Origin of the sequence: Mycolicibacterium peregrinum (assembly GCF_001665625.1) — a bacterium.
In the GTDB taxonomy this organism is placed as follows: domain Bacteria; phylum Actinomycetota; class Actinomycetes; order Mycobacteriales; family Mycobacteriaceae; genus Mycobacterium; species Mycobacterium peregrinum_B.
The window spans coordinates 1-16106 of record NZ_LZSY01000075.1 but is presented as its reverse complement, the minus strand read 5'-3'; the positions used below and the strand labels follow the sequence as shown (position 1 = coordinate 16106).

The window sequence follows — 16106 nt, the reverse complement described above, 5'->3', positions numbered from 1 at the left end:
TGCCGTTTCGCGGAAGAGGAAAGCTAGCGGGCTCGCCGGGCCAGTCGCTCGCTGTCGCTGATCAGCACGCTCTTGCCCTCTAGGCGGATCCAGCCGCGGTGGGCGAAATCTGCCAGTGCCTTGTTGACGGTCTCGCGGGACGCGCCGACGAGCTGGGCGATCTCTTCCTGCGTGAGGTCGTGCGTGACGCGCAGCGCCCCACCCTCCTGGGTTCCGAACCGCTGAGCCAGCTGCAGCAGCTGCTTGGCCACGCGGCCGGGCACGTCGGTGAAGATCAGGTCGGCCAGGTTGTTGTTGGTGCGGCGCAGACGACGCGCGAGCACCCGCAGCAGCTGCTCGGCGATCTCGGGACGGTCGGCGATCCACGCACGCAGCGCGTCGCGGTCCATCGACACCGCGCGCACCTCGGTGATGGTGGTGGCGCTCGAGGTACGAGGCCCCGGGTCGAAGATCGACAGCTCACCGAACATGTCCGACGGGCCCATGATGGTCAGCAGGTTCTCGCGGCCGTCCGGTGAACGGCGGCCGATCTTCACCTTGCCGGAAATGATGATGTACAGGCGGTCGCCGGGTTCGCCCTCGGCGAAGACGGTATGCCCGCGCGGAAAATCGACGGGCTGCAACTGCTTCGTCAGCGCCGAAACGGCGGTCGGTTCGACGCCCTGGAAGATTCCGGCCCTGGCCAGGATCTCGTCCACGTTGCCCCTTAAGCTATTGGGTGTGTTGTCCTCTTACTGATATTTCCTGCTCAGTCTAGAGGTACGCGGTTTCGCGACTAGCCCACGCTACACACGATTGACATGTCGAGACGCAGGAAACCCGGTATTTATGGCCTGCGGTTCGTAGTACCGCGTCGGCAAACGTTCACTCTCGACGTCGATGAGGACCGGTTTGACCCGCGGCGCGGGCGCCGCAGACGCGGGCTTTCGTTCCAACCCTGATTCCAGCCGCTCGAGCCCGAACGCCGCCAGCATGAGCAAGCCCGGGATGAGCGCCACCAGCAACCACGACACAAGGCAGTAGTTAACACGGCGTAGGTCTCAGTGGGGTCACGAATCATCACCGGTCCGCGCAGGAGGATGTCCGGCGAGGTCAGTACGCTGATTGACGTGACTGAGGCTGCCGCCCCGACAGGGAAAACGCGCCGGTCCAAGAAGTGGGACAGCGAAACCCACCTGGGCCTGGTTCGTCGGGCTCGACGGATGAACCGTGAACTGGCGCGGGCATTTCCGCATGTCTACTGCGAGCTGGACTTCACCAATCCGCTGGAGCTGGCCGTGGCGACCATCCTGTCGGCGCAGAGCACCGACAAGCGGGTGAACCTGACCACGCCGGCGTTGTTCCTCAAATACCGCACGGCCCTGGACTATGCCCAGGCCGATCGCACCGAGATGGAGGAGCTGATCCGGCCGACCGGCTTCTACCGGAACAAGACCACCTCGCTGATCCGGCTCGGCCAGGAGTTGGTGGCCCGGTTCGACGGCGAGGTACCCGACAACATCGAGGACCTCGTGACGCTGCCCGGGGTGGGGCGCAAGACCGCCAACGTCATCCTGGGTAACGCCTTCGACATCCCCGGCATCACCGTCGACACCCACTTCGGCCGGTTGGTGCGGCGGTGGCGCTGGACCGAGGAAGAGGATCCGGTCAAGGTCGAGTTCGCGATCGGTGAGCTCATCGAACGCAAGGAATGGACCCTGCTGAGCCACCGGGTGATCTTCCACGGCCGCCGGGTCTGCCATGCCCGCAAGCCGGCGTGTGGGGTGTGTGTGCTGGCCAAGGACTGCCCGTCGTTCGGGCTCGGGCCCACCGATCCGCCCACCGCTGCTGCACTGGTCAAAGGTCCCGAGACCGAGCATCTGCTGGCGCTGGCCGGGCTGTGACCGCACGATGAGCAGATCGGCCCGCTGGACCGTGGTGGTCCTCGTGGTCCTGGTGGCGCTGGGTACCGCGTTCTGGATGGAACTGCGCGACGAGCCCGCACCGCAGGCCGGGACGGGGCAACAGTCCACCTCCCGCGATCATCGCGATGCCGACACTCCAGCGGCCCTCGCCGGTCCCCGGGCTCGTGCGCAGTTGCCGCCGTGCCCCGGGCCAGGGCAGGGGCCGGGACCGGAAGCGCTACGTGGGATCACTCTCGAGTGCGTCGGCGACGGGAAGCCCGTGGACGTGGCGCAGGCGCTGGCCGGCCGGACCGTGGTGCTCAACCTCTGGGCGTACTGGTGCGGCCCGTGCGCCGACGAGCTTCCGGCGATGGCCGAATACCAGCGCCGTGTCGGCGACGACGTGCTGGTCGTGACGGTGCACCAGGACGAGAACGAGACGGCGGCGCTGGTGCGTCTGGCCGAGCTCGGAGTGCGTCTTCCGACCCTGCAGGACGGCAGACGGCTGGTCGCGGCTGCGCTCAAGGTGCCCAACGTCATGCCTGCGACGGTCGTGCTGCGTGCGGACGGTAGCGTGGCCGGGACCCTACCCCGATCGTTCGTCAGTGCCGACGAGATCGCGGCTGCGGTCGACGAAAAGATCCGCTCTAGCCGATAGGAGCACCCGGGGTGAGATCGACGCGCGACGGGCTGTTCCCGGATGCCGCCCCGCCCTGGCTCAAACCGCTGGTCGACAACCTCGACCGGGTACCGGACGCCTATCGCCGACGGGTTCCCCCGGAGGTGCTGGCGGGCATCGTCGAGGCCAACAATCAGGCCGCCCAGGCCGGCGCCCGGCGCGATGCCGCAGTCCTGGTCCTCTTCTCCGGCCCACCCGAGGGCGCGCCCCCTCACCTTCCCGAGGACGCCGACCTGCTGGTGACGGTCCGCGCCTCGACCCTGCGCCACCACGCCGGTCAGGCCGCGTTCCCCGGCGGCGCCACCGATCCCGGCGACCAAGGTCCGGTCGGCACGGCGTTTCGCGAGGCCTGGGAAGAGACCGGTATCGACACCGACCGGTTGTACCCGCTGGCGACGCTGGAGAAGATGTTCATCCCGCCGTCCGGGTTCCACGTGGTCCCGGTGCTGGCCTACTCGCCCGACCCGGGGCCCGTCGCTGTTGTCAACGAATCCGAGACCGCTGTCGTCGCAAGGGTTCCGGTGCGCGCCTTCACCAACCCCGAGAACCGCCTCATGGTGTACCGGGAGGCCAACACCAGCCGATTTGCCGGCCCGGCGTTCCTCCTCAACGAGATGCTGGTGTGGGGCTTCACCGGCCAGGTCATCTCGGCGATCCTCGACGTCGCAGGCTGGGCCAAACCGTGGAACACCGACGACGTGCGCGGACTCGACGACGCAATGGCCCTCGTCGGGCATGACAACGGTTACGGTGAAGCCCAATGTTGAAGTGGATATAGATGACACCTTCGGTCTGGCTCGATTTCGCCATCCTCGGCATCGGGTTCGTCGCAGCCATATCTGGCTGGCGTTCCGGCGCGCTCGGCTCCCTGCTGTCCTTCATCGGCGTGGTGCTCGGTGCGGTGGCAGGCGTGCTGTTGGCGCCGCACGTGATTCCGCATGTCAGTGGTGACCGCACCAAGCTGTTCGCCACGCTCTTCCTGATCCTCGCGCTCGTGGTGATCGGTGAGATCGCCGGCGTGGTGCTGGGGCGTGCGGTGCGCGGCACCATCCGAAACCCGGTGTTCCGGGTGTTGGACTCGGCGGTCGGGGTGAGCCTGATGCTGGTCGCCGTTCTGGTGGCGTCCTGGCTGCTGGGCAGTCTGCTCACCTCTTCGGACCAGCCGAATCTTGCTGCGGCCGTGAAGAATTCACGGGTACTGACCGAGGTCGACAAGGTCGCGCCGGACTGGCTGCGGTCAGTGCCGAACCGGTTGTCGGCGCTGCTGGACACCTCCGGGCTGCCCGATGTGCTCGAACCGTTCGGGCGGACCCCGATCGTCAACGTCGACGCCCCGGACGCAGCACTGGCGACCGATCCCGTGGTGACGACCTCCCAGCCCAGCGTGGTCAAGATCCGCGGTGTCGCTCCGAGTTGCCAGAAAGTGCTTGAGGGCAGCGGTTTCGTGGTCGCCCCCAACCGGGTCATGTCCAACGCCCATGTGGTCGCCGGTGCGGACAGCGTGACCATCGAGGCGGACGGAAAGACCTACGACGCCGGGGTGGTGTCCTACGACCCCAACGCCGACATCTCCATCCTCGACGTCCCGAACCTGCCGATCACGCCGCTGCAGTTCGCCGAACAACCGGCCCCGAAGGGCACCGACGCTGTGGTGATGGGTTACCCGGGTGGCGGCGACTTCCTGGCCACACCGGCTCGCGTGCGCGAGATCATCGAGCTCAACGGGCCCGACATCTACCGCACCACCACCGTCACCCGCGAGGTCTACACGGTCAGGGGCACGGTGCGGCAAGGAAATTCAGGTGGGCCGATGATCAACCGGTCCGGCAAGGTGCTGGGCGTGGTGTTCGGTGCGGCCGTAGACGACGCCGATACCGGATTCGTGCTGACCGCCAAGGAAGTCGAGCATCAGCTGGCCAAGATCGGCAACACTCAGCGCGTCGCGACCGGAACCTGCATCAATTCCTGATCAGTTGGTGCGCAGCTGGGTCAGGAACCGGCTCAGCTGCGCGTTGACGGACTCCGGCTGTTCCTCGTGGCCGAAATGCCCTGCATCCGTGATGGATACATAACGGCCGTGCGGCGCATACTGCTGGGTCCGGTGCACCGGGTCGGCCAGGACATACGGGTCGGCGTCGCCGCGCATGTGCAACACCGGCACGCCGATCGGACGTTTCATCGAGCGCATGAACCGCCGGCCCTCACCGCGCAGTTGGCTGCGCACCGCCCACCGCTGATACTCCAGTGCACAGTGCGCGGCCCCCGGAATCTGGATGGCCTGACGTAGATGGCCCATGGTCTGGGAGAAGTCTTGGCTGGTCTGCCATTTGGTGCCGGCCCGGCTGCGGACCAGGCGCTCCAGCTCCGCGCCGTCGTGCCGGGTCAGTGTGTGCTCGGGCCAGGCCGGCAACTGGTAGCTCAGCATCGACGGCAACAGCGCGCGGCCCTGGTCGCGCCGGGTCAAGGTGGACGTCCGCAATGCCAGCGGGTGCGGTGAGCTGACGAGTGCGATCGCGTTGACCGCACGCGGATGCAGGACCGCCGTCGCCCAGCAGACCAGACCGCCATCGGCATGCCCGACCAGCGTCGCGGTCTTGTGCCCCAACGCGCGCACCAGCCCGGCGGTATCTCCGGCCAGGGTCCAGCCGTCGTAGCCGCGCGGTGGTTTGTCACTGTCGCCGTAGCCACGCAGATCGACTGCCACCACACGCGCGCCGGTCAGCGCAGTGAGTTGATGACGCCAGGACCACCAGAACGAGCCGAACCCGTGCAGGAAGATGACCAGCGGTCGGTCGGTCTCGCTGCTCTCGGTCTCGCCCTCCACGACACGGTCGGGCTGCGAGCTCTCGCCCTCCACCACATGGAAGCGAATCCCATTCGCGTGCACCTGCAGGTGCCGCCACGGCCCCTCGATCCTGGCGATCGACGGAGCAGGTGGAGGCATTACCAGCCTGACGGGTCGGTGGCCGGCTTGGCCGGGACCGCGGGCAGTGCGCCCTTGTCATGGCCGGGCGTGAGAGCCTCGCGGGTCTCCTTGACCGACTCGATCGTCTGCTGCGGACCTCTGATCCGTCGCACCTTCAGGAAGCCGAACAGCGCAAGCGCCCCCGTGGTCAGCACCATCAGGCCGAACACGATCAGGAAGGCCACCCAGCGCCACAGCCAGGTGTCGAGCAACTCGGCCAGGAAGAAGAAGAAAAAGAAGGTCGAGTAGAACAGGACCACCAGCGCGGCGATGAAGAACACGCTGCCGGTCAGGCCCTTCTTCACGTCCCGGGTGATCTCGGCCTTGGCCAACTCCACCTCGGCGCGCAGCAGGGTGGAGACCTGCGCGGTGGCGTCCTTGACGAGGTCACCGATCGAGGGATCCGGCTTGGGGGCATGCGGGTCGACGAGCGGAATCGAGGTCACCGTCGTCGGAACGCCGTCCCTGCGGTCGCCTGTGCTCATGGCGTTCATGTTGCCATGCGACGAAGCCGTTAACGATCCCGGCCGACATCCGCGTCTTAGTAGACTGATCCCATTCTTGAGTTGCGCGGGTCGGGCGCGTCGATCGGAGGACACTTGACGAGCAGACACCGCGTGCAGTTGCTGATTGGCGCACCGCTCATCGCCGCTGTTGCGATGTTGATCTCGGCCCCGGCTCATGCCGCTCCGCCGGTCGTACTGGGTGGCGGCTCAGGGATCGTCGTCAACGGAGACGCGTTCTGCACGCTCACCACGATCGGGCACGACAACGCAGGCCGGCTCATCGGCTTCACCTCGGCGCACTGTGGCGGGCCGGGTGCAGTGGTGTCGGCCGAGGGTGTGGACAGCGCCGGAGTGGTGGGCAAGATGGTCGCCGGTAATGACCTGCTCGATTACGCGGTGATCGAATTCGATCCCGCGAAAGTCACCCCGACCAGCAACGTCAACGGTTTTCAGATCGACGGGCTCGGACCGGATCCGGCGTTCGGCCAGATCGCCTGCAAACTGGGCCGCACCACCGGGTATTCGTGCGGTGTGACCTGGGGGCCCGGGCAGGACCCAGGCACCATCGTCAACCAGGTGTGCGGTCAGCCGGGCGACTCGGGGGCGCCCGTCACCGTCGACAACAAGCTCGTCGGCATGATTCACGGCGCCTACAGCGAGGAATTGCCGACCTGCGTGGTCAAGTTCGTGCCGCTGCACACGCCGGCGGTGACGATGTCGTTCAACACGCAGCTGGCCGACATCACCGCCAAGAACCGACCGGGGACGGGTTTCGTCCCGATTCCTTGATCCCGAGTGGCCAGTTACGGCACGCCGCCTTCGGAAAGGCGTGCCATAACTGGCCTTTCGACGAGCCGTGTCCTACTTGCTGGCGCGGATCGCCTCGAACACGCTGGGGTCGACCAGGGTCGAGGTGTCGCCGAGTTCGCGGCCTTCGGCCACGTCGCGCAGCAGCCGGCGCATGATCTTGCCGCTTCGGGTCTTGGGCAGCTCGGGCACCACGTGGATCTCCCGGGGCTTGGCGATCGGCGAGATCTCGGTGGCCACCTGGGCGCGCAGTTCCTCGATCATGGTGTCGGCCCCGCCGTGCGCGGAGGCCTTGAGGATCACGAACGCGCAGATGGCCTGACCGGTCGTGTCGTCGGATGCGCCGACCACGGCGGCCTCGGCCACCCCGGAATGCCCGACCAGCGCCGACTCCACCTCGGCGGTCGAGATGCGGTGTCCGGAGATGTTCATGACGTCGTCGATGCGGCCCAGCACCCAGATGTTGCCGTCCGCGTCGTAGCGGGCGCCGTCACCGGCGAAGTACCAGCCCTGCTCGGCGAAGCGCGACCAGTAGGTGTCCTTGAACCGCTGCGGGTCGCCCCAGATGCCGCGCAGCATCGACGGCCACGGCTGGTCCAGCACCAGGTAGCCGGTGACATGTTCGGCTTCGTCGGCGCCGGGAACCAGCTCGTTGCCGGAGTCGTCGACGATCTTGGCCGAGATGCCGGGCAGCGGGGTCATGGCCGAGCCGGGCTTGGCCGCGGTGACACCGGGCAGCGGGGAGATCATGATCGCCCCGGTCTCGGTCTGCCACCAGGTGTCGACGATCGGGGTCTTGCCCGCGCCGATGACTTCCCGGTACCAGCGCCAGGCCTCGGGGTTGATCGGCTCGCCCACCGAACCCAGCAGCCGCAGGCTGGTCAGGTTGTGCTCGGCGGGGATCTGGCGGCCCAGCTTCATGAAGGTGCGGATCAGCGTGGGCGCGGTGTAATAGATTGTGACGCCGTACTTTTCGATGATCTCGAAGTGGCGGTGCTCGGTCGGCGAGGTCGGAGTGCCCTCGTAGACCACCTGGGTCGCGCCGTTGGCCAGCGGGCCGTAGACGATGTAGGTGTGCCCGGTCACCCAGCCGATGTCGGCGGTGCACCAGTACACGTCGGTCTCGGGCTTGAGGTCGAACACGTTGTAGTGGGTGTATGCCGACTGTGTGAGGTAGCCGCCGGAGGTGTGCACGATGCCCTTGGGCTTGCCGGTGGTGCCCGAGGTGTACAGCAGGAACAGCGGCTGCTCGGAGTCGAACGCCTCCGGAGTGTGCTCGGTCGAGGCCGCCTCGACGGTCTCGTGCCACCACAGGTCGCGGCCCTCGGTCCAGTTCACGTCGATGCCGGTGCGGCGGACCACCAGGACGTGCTCGACCGACGGTTGATCCGAGACGGCTTCGTCCACGGCGTCCTTGAGCGAGGCGGCCTTGCCGCGCCGGTACTGGCCGTCGGTGGTGATGACGAGCTTGGCCTCGGCGTCTTCGACGCGGGCCTTGAGTGCCGATGCCGAGAACCCGGCGAACACGACGCTGTGCATGGCGCCCAGGCGCGCGCACGCCAGCATCGCGACGATTGCCTCGGGCACCATCGGCATGTAGATGGCGACCCGGTCGCCTGCGGTCAGGCCGAGTGCGGTCAGCGCATTTGCGGCCTTGCTGACCTCGTCCTTGAGTTGGGCGTAGGTGATGTCGCGGGCGTCACCGACGGGCTCGCCTTCCCAGTGGATCGCGACCCGGTCGCCGTTGCCTGCCTCGACGTGACGGTCGACGCAGTTGTAGGCCACGTTGAGCTTGCCGCCGACGAACCACTTCGCGAACGGAGCCTCCGACCAGTCCAGCACCTCGCTGAACGGGGTCTGCCAGCTCAGCCGGTCGGCCTGCGCGGCCCAGAAGGCCAGCCGGTCGTTCTCGGCCTCGGCGTACAACTCGCCCGTCGCGTTGGCATTGGCCGCGAAATCGGCAGGCGGCGGATAGGCTGACGGAACTTCGGTCGACGTCGTTGGCGCGTTTGACATGCATGTGAGCCTAGTCACCAAACGTTGCACCGGCGTTGGGACGTCACAAGACGCCGGGCGGGCGGTGGTCGTCATGCGCCCAGCGGTCGGCGAGATGGAGTTCAGCGGTCGGCTAGCGTTTCGCGTATGACCGATCCACTCGCACCGCTGATCGACCTGCCCGGTGTTTCTGCGGCCAGCGACGAGGCGCGTGAGGCCCTGGGCCGGGCGCATCGACACAAGTTCAATCTGCGCGGCTGGCCGCAGACGGCAGCCGAGGCCGCCCTGCGTGCAGCGCGGGCCTCCGCGGTGCTCGACGGCGGGGCGCTCCAGCTGTCCGCCGACGGCGAACCCGATCCGGTGACCGCGGGCGCCATCCGCGTCGCCGAAGCGCTGGAAGGTGGCGCCACCTCGCTGGTCGGGGTGTGGCAGCGGGCCCCGATGCAGGCCCTGGCCCGGCTGCACTCCTTGGCCGCGGCCGACCTCACCGACGATGAGCACCTGGGCCGGCCACGCACCGACCCCGATGTAGGTCGCCGCCTTGAGCTGCTGACGGAGATCGTGTCCGGCGGCTCCAAGGTTCCTGCCCCGGTGCTGGCCGCGGTGGCCCACGGCGAACTGCTCAGCTTGGCTCCATTTGGCAGCGCCGACGGGGTCGTGGCCCGCGCGGTGTCGCGCCTGGTGACCATCGCCAGCGGACTCGATCCGCACGGGCTCGGCGTTCCCGAGGTGCACTGGATGCGGAAGACGGGGGAGTACCGGGCTGCTGCACGGGGATTCGCCTCGGGGACCGCCGACGGGCTGACCGCGTGGCTGCTGCTCAGTAGCGAGGCGCTGAAGGGCGGTGCGCGCGAAGCACTGCAGATTGCCCAGTCAGCGGCTGGCTGAGCCGGCCGCTCAGGGTGCTTCCAGCAAACGAAAGCGGGCGACGGTCCGAAACGATGTTTCGGCTCGTCGCCCGCTAGCACGGATACCGGTTACCAAGCGTGCCAACGTGGGTTGCGTGGGTGGCCTCGGCGTCCTTGCGATGCGCCTCGGCTGCAGCCCTACCCAAAGGGCCGTCGTAGCCGTCCGCTCTTCGCAATCACGCAGGCCCGCAACACTTTTGCCTATTCCGCGGCATGTGCTCCGCGTGGGTGCCGGGACCCGTGCTGGGGAGCCTGGTTCGGGAGATTTAGCCTTCTCTTCCGGCTAAGCCTTGGCCTCATCCAAGCTTCCGTGGTTCCTTTGTACTACGTGACCACGGTCACAGCAAGGGTGAAAGCCACCCGAGTTCTGATCGTTACGCCGTCGTCTCAGCTACTACGTTCGGTAGCTCAGGAAGTGAAGCGGCGCAACAATGAATAGGTCAATGCGCCTGCTGCCAGGGCGCTGATCCCGACGGCCGCAGTGGTGGCGACGGCGGCCGTCGACGGCGCCGGCAGCCGGTCCCGTAGCGACACCGGCTTGGTGAACGTCAGCACCGGCCAGCCGCGCGAAGCGGCCTCCTTGCGCAGTCCCCGGTCGGGGTTGACGGCGGTGGGGTGGCCCACGGATTCCAGCATCGGGATGTCGGTGATCGAGTCCGAGTAGGCGTAGCAGTGATCGAGGACATAGCCCTCGCGTGCGGCCAGGGCGCGGATCGCCTCGACCTTCCCCTCGCCGAAGCAGTAGAACGCGATCTCGCCGGTGTAGCGCCCCTCTTCCACCACCATTCGGGTGGCCATCGCGTGGGTGGCGCCCAGTGCCCTTGCGATCGGCGCGACGATCTCCTCACCCGATGCCGACACCACGACGACGTCACGGCCGCACAGCTTGTGGTCGGCGATCAGCTCGGCGGCCTCGGCGAAGACCAGGGGGTCGACGATGTCGTGCAACGTCTCACCGACGATCGACTTGACCTGCTCGACATCCCAACCGGTGCACATGTTGGTGATGTAGCTGCGCATCCGGTCCATCTGGTCGTGGTCGGCACCCGACATCAGGAACAGAAACTGGGCGTATGTCGACTTGAGAACGGTGCGCCGGTTCAGCAGGCCTTGATTGAAGAAAGGTTTGCTGAAAGCGAGTGTGCTGGACTTGGCGATGACGGTCTTGTCGAGGTCGAAGAAGGCCGCCGTACGTACCGGCCGACCGTTGTGCGGCCCGGATTGCTGTGCGATCAATTCCCCGGCAGCCCGATCGGATGCGGTCACAAGCGTCAGCATAGAGGCACCTGGGGCAGGTATTACGGACGGGAACACAAAATGGCAGTTCAAGACACATTCTTTCGGACGGCGATTCCGGGATCGCCTCGGTAGCCCGCAGCGGTGTCTCTTGCATGTTTTGGCAGTTCCGTGTGTATAGTGAGCATTACTCGGCTTATGCCGAGGGTGTATCAGCCCGACCCCCCGGGGCTGATACACGACGACCTCCGCCTCCTCCCCCCCTGGCGGGGGTCGTCCCTTTTCTGGGGGAAGAATCCTTACCGGCCCTGTCCCGGTGGTTGCGGAACCGTATTTTCAGCGTGTCGCCCGGCGTGTTCTCCGCCCGGGATTGATCCACAGCGCGTAGTTCATCCACAATCCGCGAATTGGTGATGGTGCCGGCCCTGTCGTTGCCCGCAGGGTGGGCACATGGCCATTCCGAGCATCACGATCACCCCGTCCGGCACCGTGCTGGCGCTGATCGGCGATCCGCAGTTGCGTGAGGACGTGTCGCGGGTGGCGGCTGCCGCCGGTGTCGGCCTCGTCGTCGTCGACGACCCCTCCGGGCGCAAGGCGTGGACGGCGGCGGCCGCCGTGCTGCTCGACGCCGCATCCGCTCTGCGGTGCGCCACGCGCGGGCTGCCGCGCCGCCCCCGGGTGATCCTCGTCGGTCGCGTGGAACCGCAGCCGGACGACTGGCAGGCGGCGGTCTCCGTCGGCGCGCAGCACGTGATGACACTGCCCGCCCAGGACGCCGCCCTCGTGGCGGTCCTGTCCGAAGCGGACTGCCGCGACGATGGCGGCCGCGGCCCGGCGGTGGCGGTGGTCAGCGCTCGGGGCGGTGCCGGGGCATCGGTGTTCGCGGTGGCGTTGGCCCAATCGGCGCCGGCTGCGCTGCTGATCGACGCCGATCCGTGGAGCGGAGGGATCGACCTGGTGGCGGGCAGTGAGGATCTGGCCGGTCTGCGCTGGCCGGACCTGGCCCTGCAGGGTGGCCGCTTGGGATATCCGGCATTGCGCGAAGCGCTGCCTCGCCGGGACGGGGTCAGCGTGCTCTCCAGCGGGCGCTCAGGTGCCGACATCGAGGCCGGGCCGGTGGCGGCGGTCATCGAGGCGGGTTGTCGCGGCGGCGTCACGGTGGTGTGCGATGTACCGCGGCGCGCCACCGAAGCCGCCGAAACCGCCCTGAACGCCGCCGATCTGGTGGTCCTGGTGGCGCCGGCCGACGTGCGGTCGTGTACTGCCGCCACCGCTGCGCGGCCGTGGGTGCTGGCCTGTAACCCCAATGCCGGTGTGGTGGTGCGGGGACCGTCACCGGGCGGGCTGCGGGCGACCGAGGTGGCCCGCATCGTGGACCTGCCGCTGCTGGCGGCGATGCGACCGCAAGCCGGCATCGCCGAGGTGCTGGAGCGCGGCGGACTGAGGGTGCGGCCACGTTCACCGCTGGGTTCAGCCGCGCGTCGGGTGTTGTCGGTCCTGGCCGGGCACCCTGTGCAGGAGTCGGCGTGAGCGCCTCGCTGATCGACCGGGTACGCGAACGGCTGGTGGCCGAAGCCTCTCCGCTCAACCCCGGCGTGGTGGCCGCGGCGATCCGGGCGGAGTCCGGTGGTCTGCTCGGGGACACCGAGGTACTCAGCAATCTGCGGCTGCTGGAGACCGAACTGACCGGTGCCGGCGTTCTGGAACCGTTGCTGTGCGCGCCGACCACCACCGATGTGCTCGTCACCGCCCCCGACGCGGTGTGGGTGGACGACGGCAACGGATTACACCGCAGCACAGTCTGTTTCCCCGACGAGAGCGCGGTCCGGCGGCTGGCGCAGCGGTTGGCGCTGCTGGCCGGTCGCCGCCTCGATGAGGCGCAGCCCTGGGTGGACGGCCAGCTCAACGGCATCGGTCCGTTCACCGTGCGCCTGCACGCGGTGCTGCCCCCGGTCTCGGCTGCGGGCACCTGCCTGTCGCTGCGGGTGTTACGCCCGGCCACCCAGAATCTCGACAGCCTCACCGAATCCGGGGCGATCCCGCAGCAGGCCGCGGACCTGCTGCGCGCGATCATCCGGGCCCGGCTGGCGTTCCTCATCTCCGGGGGCACCGGTTGCGGTAAGACAACGCTGTTGGCCGCCGCGCTCGGTACCGTCCCCGCTCACGAACGCATCGTCTGTGTCGAGGACGCCGCCGAACTGGCCCCGCCGCACCCACATCTGGTCAGGCTGGTGGCTCGGGGCGCCAACGTCGAGGGCGTCGGTGAGGTCACCGTGCGCGACCTGGTCAGGCAGGCGTTGCGGATGCGCCCGGACCGGATCGTCGTCGGTGAGGTTCGCGGGGCCGAGGTGGTGGACCTCCTGGCCGCACTCAACACCGGACATGACGGTGGAGCAGGCACCGTGCACGCCAACAACCCCGCGGAAGTGCCGGCCCGGTTGGAGGCGCTCGGTGCGCTCGGCGGCCTCGACCGTGCCGCGCTGGTCAGCCAACTGGCGGCAGCCGTGTTATCTGTAGGTCGGTTGCGGGTGTCCTCGACTGTCGCTGACGGTGATCGGGATGGTGTTTGCGACCGTGGGCGACATGCTTATCTGTAGTGCTGTACTCGATGATCTGCGCTCTGCGGGGCGGGTTTTGGCGGATCGGTGTGAATCGGGAATGCCGCGTGTGACTGTGGTTGAAATTTCTTAGCGCTGTCAGGTTGTGGCGGTGGCTGGTTGTGGTGTTGGTGTGGGGTGTGTTGTGGGTGTGGTGGGGCGTTGTGGCCACCAGCTGGCTTGGCGGAGCAGGGTGGCGATGGCTGGGACGGTGAGGGTGCGTACGAGGAAGGTGTCCAGCAGTAGTCCGCAGCCGATGATGAGTCCGGTTTGGATCATGATGGCTACCGATCCGATCATCAGGCCGAACATGCTGGCTGCGAAGATGAGGCCGGCGGAGGTGATGACTGAGCCGGTGGTGGCTACGGTGCGCAGCACGCCGACGCGGATGTTGTGGGTGGATTCTTCGCGGAGTCGGGATACGAGCAGCATGTTGTAGTCGGCGCCGACGGCGACGAGGATGATGAACGCTAGTAGTGGTACGGGCCAAGCGATTTGGTGGCCGAGGATCCATTGGAAGACGATGACTCCGATACCGAGTGAGGCCAGGTAGTTCAGCACGACGGTGCCCAGCAGATATAGCGGGGCGATCAGGGCGCGTAGCAGGGCGATGAGGATGAGTCCGACAATGACCAGGGTGGCGATGGCCAGTTGGGTGAAGTCGGATGAGAGCAGGCGTTGGATGTCGGAGTTGACGGCGGGGAATCCGGCGACCGAGACGGTGGCGTGGTCCAGGGAGGTGTTGGGGCGTGCGGTGTTGGCGACGTCGGTGATCTGGCGGGCCAGGTTCATCGCCTCGCCGCTGTAGGGGTCGGTGTTGGTGTCGATGGCGAAGCGGGCGGTTTTGCCGTCGGGTGAGAGGAAGTGTTTGGCGACGTCGGCGAATTGGCGGTTGTCGAAGGCTTCGGGGGGCAGGTAGAAGCCGGTGGCGGCATCGGATCCGGCGGTGGCGCGGGCGGAGTTTTGCAGTTGGGCCGCGATTTGACTCATCCCGGACAGCATTTGGATGTTGCTGTCGGCCAGGGTGTGCACGCCGGTGGCCAGGGCGCGTGCGCCGGAGGCCAGTTGGCTGATGCCGTGTTGGAGTCGGCCGATGTTGGCGGTCAGGTTTTCGGGGTTGCCGAGGGTTTTGAAGGCGTTGTTCATGGTGGCCACGGTGTGTTGCACTTCGGTGAGGGTGCCGGTGACGGTGGCGTTGGTGGCCGGGTTGTACTGGTCGCCCAGGGTGGCGAGTTGGGTGAAGAATCCGTTGTCGCGCAGGGTGGTCAGGATACTGACCTGGTCGCGGATCTGGGTGCATTGCGGGGTGGTGATACACCACGGTGAGGTGTTGAGTGCGGTGACGAGCGGGTCGAGGGCGGCGATGGCGGTCTGGGCGCGTTCGGCCAGGGGTCGGATGCCGGGGCCGGCTTGGATGGCGGTGTCGACCTCGGGTGCGGTGGCTGAGAGTTGTTGCAGCAGCGGGCCGAAGCGCTGCATGTTCTCACCGGCGGCGCCGGCTTGGGTGAGTACACCGCCCAGGGGGGTGAGCGCGGTGCGCACGGTGGTGTCGAGTTGGGCCAGGCCGTCGGCGAGTTGGTCGGCGCCGTGGGTGAGCTTGTCCAGGTCGGTGCGCCGGTCGTTGCCCTGGGCGACCGAGTCGGCCATCTTGTCGCCGATTTGTCCGTTCTGCCAGGACAGTTGGGCTTGGTCGAGGCGTTGCCCGGCCGGTCGGGTGATCCCGGAAACACGTGTCACGGCCGGGATTTGGGCGATGCGTGAGGCCATCTCGTCGAGGTCGGCCAGGCCTTTGCCGGTGCGCATGTCGGTCGGGTTTTCCACGACGAGGAATTCGGTGATGACGACGTCTTTGGGGAAATGGCGGTCCAGCAGCTGATAGCCCTGGTTGCTGGCGGTGGTGGGGGGTTGTCCTTGGCGGTCGTCGTAGCTGATGGTCATGGTCGCCGCGGCCGCTGACAGTGCCACCAGGATGGTCAGGCTGATGACCAGCAGCGGCACCGGGCGACGCACCACGGCCACGGCCACGCTGTTCCAGTAGCGGCGGGTGCGGTCGGGTTTGGGTTCGCCGATGCCGCGGGTGGCCGCCAGCGCCAGCACCGGCGGCAGCAGGGTCACGGTGGCGGCGAATCCGACTGCCACGGCGACCGCGCAGGCCGGACCGAGGCCGGCGAACACACTCAAGGTGGCGAACACCATGGCCAGAAAGGCCAGGGCCACGGTGCCCGCCGAGGCCAGGATGACTCGGCCGATGCTGGCGGTGGCCGCGATGACCGCCTGCTCGGCGGGCACCTGGGCGCGGCGTTGTTCGTGGTAGCGGCTGATCAGAAACACGGTGTAGTCGGTGCCGGCGCCGAGCAGGATCGCGGTCATGAACGCCACGGTGAACTGCGAGACCGGCATGCCGATTTCCCCCAGGGCAGAGAGCACCCCACGCCCGACGGCCAGGCTGATCCCGATCACCAGCAGCGGCAGCAGCGCGGTGAACACCGACCGGTACACGATCAGCAGGATCAGCGCGATCAGCCCGGCG

14 protein-coding genes are annotated in these 16106 nt (G+C 67.5%); 8 read left to right on the top strand and 6 right to left on the bottom strand.

The window, feature by feature from the left end:
* Positions 1–23 precede the first annotated feature (23 nt).
* The gene (crp, locus tag A5779_RS09530; RefSeq protein ID WP_003883807.1) at positions 24–698 is read right to left on the bottom strand and encodes a cAMP-activated global transcriptional regulator CRP; all 675 of its coding nucleotides are present in this window, start codon (positions 696–698) and stop codon (positions 24–26) included.
* A gap of 411 nt (positions 699–1109) precedes the next feature.
* On the opposite strand from crp, the gene nth reads away from it, so the two are divergent.
* Genes nth through marP form a run of 4 tightly spaced genes read left to right on the top strand, consistent with a single transcriptional unit; the run spans position 1110 to position 4531 of the window.
* Positions 1110–1883: an endonuclease III gene (gene nth, locus A5779_RS09520; RefSeq protein WP_110777058.1), complete on the top strand. Its 774-nt coding sequence runs from the start codon at positions 1110–1112 to the stop codon at positions 1881–1883.
* 7 nt (positions 1884–1890) lie between these two features.
* Positions 1891–2541: a TlpA family protein disulfide reductase gene (locus tag A5779_RS09515; protein WP_064881184.1), complete on the top strand. Its 651-nt coding sequence runs from the start codon at positions 1891–1893 to the stop codon at positions 2539–2541.
* A gap of 11 nt (positions 2542–2552) precedes the next feature.
* Positions 2553–3329 (top strand): NUDIX hydrolase, encoded by a 777-nt coding sequence (locus A5779_RS09510; protein ID WP_064881181.1) that lies wholly within the window; start codon positions 2553–2555, stop codon positions 3327–3329.
* Between the two features lie 11 nt (positions 3330–3340).
* On the top strand, positions 3341–4531 hold the full coding sequence (marP, locus tag A5779_RS09505; protein ID WP_064881179.1) for an acid resistance serine protease MarP: 1191 nt from the start codon (positions 3341–3343) through the stop codon (positions 4529–4531).
* Here the strand turns inward: marP and A5779_RS09500 are convergent, their stop codons facing one another.
* Positions 4532–5506, bottom strand: a complete 975-nt coding sequence (locus A5779_RS09500) for an alpha/beta fold hydrolase (protein WP_064881177.1) — start codon at positions 5504–5506, stop codon at positions 4532–4534.
* On the bottom strand, positions 5506–6012 hold the full coding sequence (locus tag A5779_RS09495; RefSeq protein ID WP_064881223.1) for a phage holin family protein: 507 nt from the start codon (positions 6010–6012) through the stop codon (positions 5506–5508). The genes A5779_RS09500 and A5779_RS09495 overlap by 1 nt, the downstream gene beginning before the upstream one ends.
* A 174-nt stretch (positions 6013–6186) precedes the next feature.
* On the opposite strand from A5779_RS09495, the gene A5779_RS09490 reads away from it, so the two are divergent.
* Positions 6187–6822, top strand: a complete 636-nt coding sequence (locus A5779_RS09490) for a S1 family peptidase (RefSeq protein ID WP_236734712.1) — start codon at positions 6187–6189, stop codon at positions 6820–6822.
* Positions 6823–6894: 72 nt separating this feature from the next.
* Here A5779_RS09490 and acs read toward each other — a convergent pair whose 3' ends face one another.
* Positions 6895–8856, bottom strand: coding sequence for an acetate--CoA ligase (gene acs, locus A5779_RS09485; protein WP_064881175.1), 1962 nt, complete (start codon positions 8854–8856; stop codon positions 6895–6897).
* 126 nt (positions 8857–8982) lie between these two features.
* Here acs and A5779_RS09480 point away from each other — a divergent pair, with 126 nt between their 5' ends.
* Complete coding sequence (locus A5779_RS09480) at positions 8983–9723, top strand: Fic family protein (protein WP_064881173.1); 741 nt, start codon at positions 8983–8985, stop codon at positions 9721–9723.
* Between the two features lie 428 nt (positions 9724–10151).
* Here the strand turns inward: A5779_RS09480 and A5779_RS09475 are convergent, their stop codons facing one another.
* Positions 10152–11009 carry an HAD-IB family hydrolase gene (locus A5779_RS09475; protein WP_413784902.1) on the bottom strand — a complete coding sequence of 286 codons (858 nt, stop codon included), beginning with the start codon at positions 11007–11009 and terminating at the stop codon, positions 10152–10154.
* A gap of 420 nt (positions 11010–11429) precedes the next feature.
* On the opposite strand from A5779_RS09475, the gene ssd reads away from it, so the two are divergent.
* Together ssd and A5779_RS09465 are read left to right on the top strand one after the other, a co-directional pair.
* Positions 11430–12509, top strand: coding sequence for a septum site-determining protein Ssd (ssd, locus tag A5779_RS09470; protein ID WP_064881169.1), 1080 nt, complete (start codon positions 11430–11432; stop codon positions 12507–12509).
* Complete coding sequence (locus A5779_RS09465; protein ID WP_064881167.1) at positions 12506–13576, top strand: TadA family conjugal transfer-associated ATPase; 1071 nt, start codon at positions 12506–12508, stop codon at positions 13574–13576. Before ssd ends, A5779_RS09465 begins: the two co-directional genes overlap by 4 nt.
* Before the next feature lie 99 nt (positions 13577–13675).
* Here the strand turns inward: A5779_RS09465 and A5779_RS09460 are convergent.
* On the bottom strand, positions 13676–16106 hold a 2431-nt coding region (locus tag A5779_RS09460; RefSeq protein WP_064881164.1), incomplete at its 5' end, for an MMPL family transporter.

Bases quoted from the DNA above. Each gene is read 5' to 3' on its own strand.
- A5779_RS09490 (WP_236734712.1), top strand. From the start codon at position 6,187: ATGTTGATCTCGGCCCCGGCTCATGCCGCTCCGCCGGTCGTACTGGGT.
- A5779_RS09480 (WP_064881173.1), top strand. From the start codon at position 8,983: ATGACCGATCCACTCGCACCGCTGATCGACCTGCCCGGTGTTTCTGCG.
- A5779_RS09495 (WP_064881223.1), bottom strand. From the start codon at position 6,012: ATGAGCACAGGCGACCGCAGGGACGGCGTTCCGACGACGGTGACCTCG.
- acs (WP_064881175.1), bottom strand. From the start codon at position 8,856: ATGTCAAACGCGCCAACGACGTCGACCGAAGTTCCGTCAGCCTATCCG.
- marP (WP_064881179.1), top strand. From the start codon at position 3,341: ATGACACCTTCGGTCTGGCTCGATTTCGCCATCCTCGGCATCGGGTTC.
- A5779_RS09515 (WP_064881184.1), top strand. From the start codon at position 1,891: ATGAGCAGATCGGCCCGCTGGACCGTGGTGGTCCTCGTGGTCCTGGTG.
- A5779_RS09500 (WP_064881177.1), bottom strand. From the start codon at position 5,506: ATGCCTCCACCTGCTCCGTCGATCGCCAGGATCGAGGGGCCGTGGCGG.
- ssd (WP_064881169.1), top strand. From the start codon at position 11,430: ATGGCCATTCCGAGCATCACGATCACCCCGTCCGGCACCGTGCTGGCG.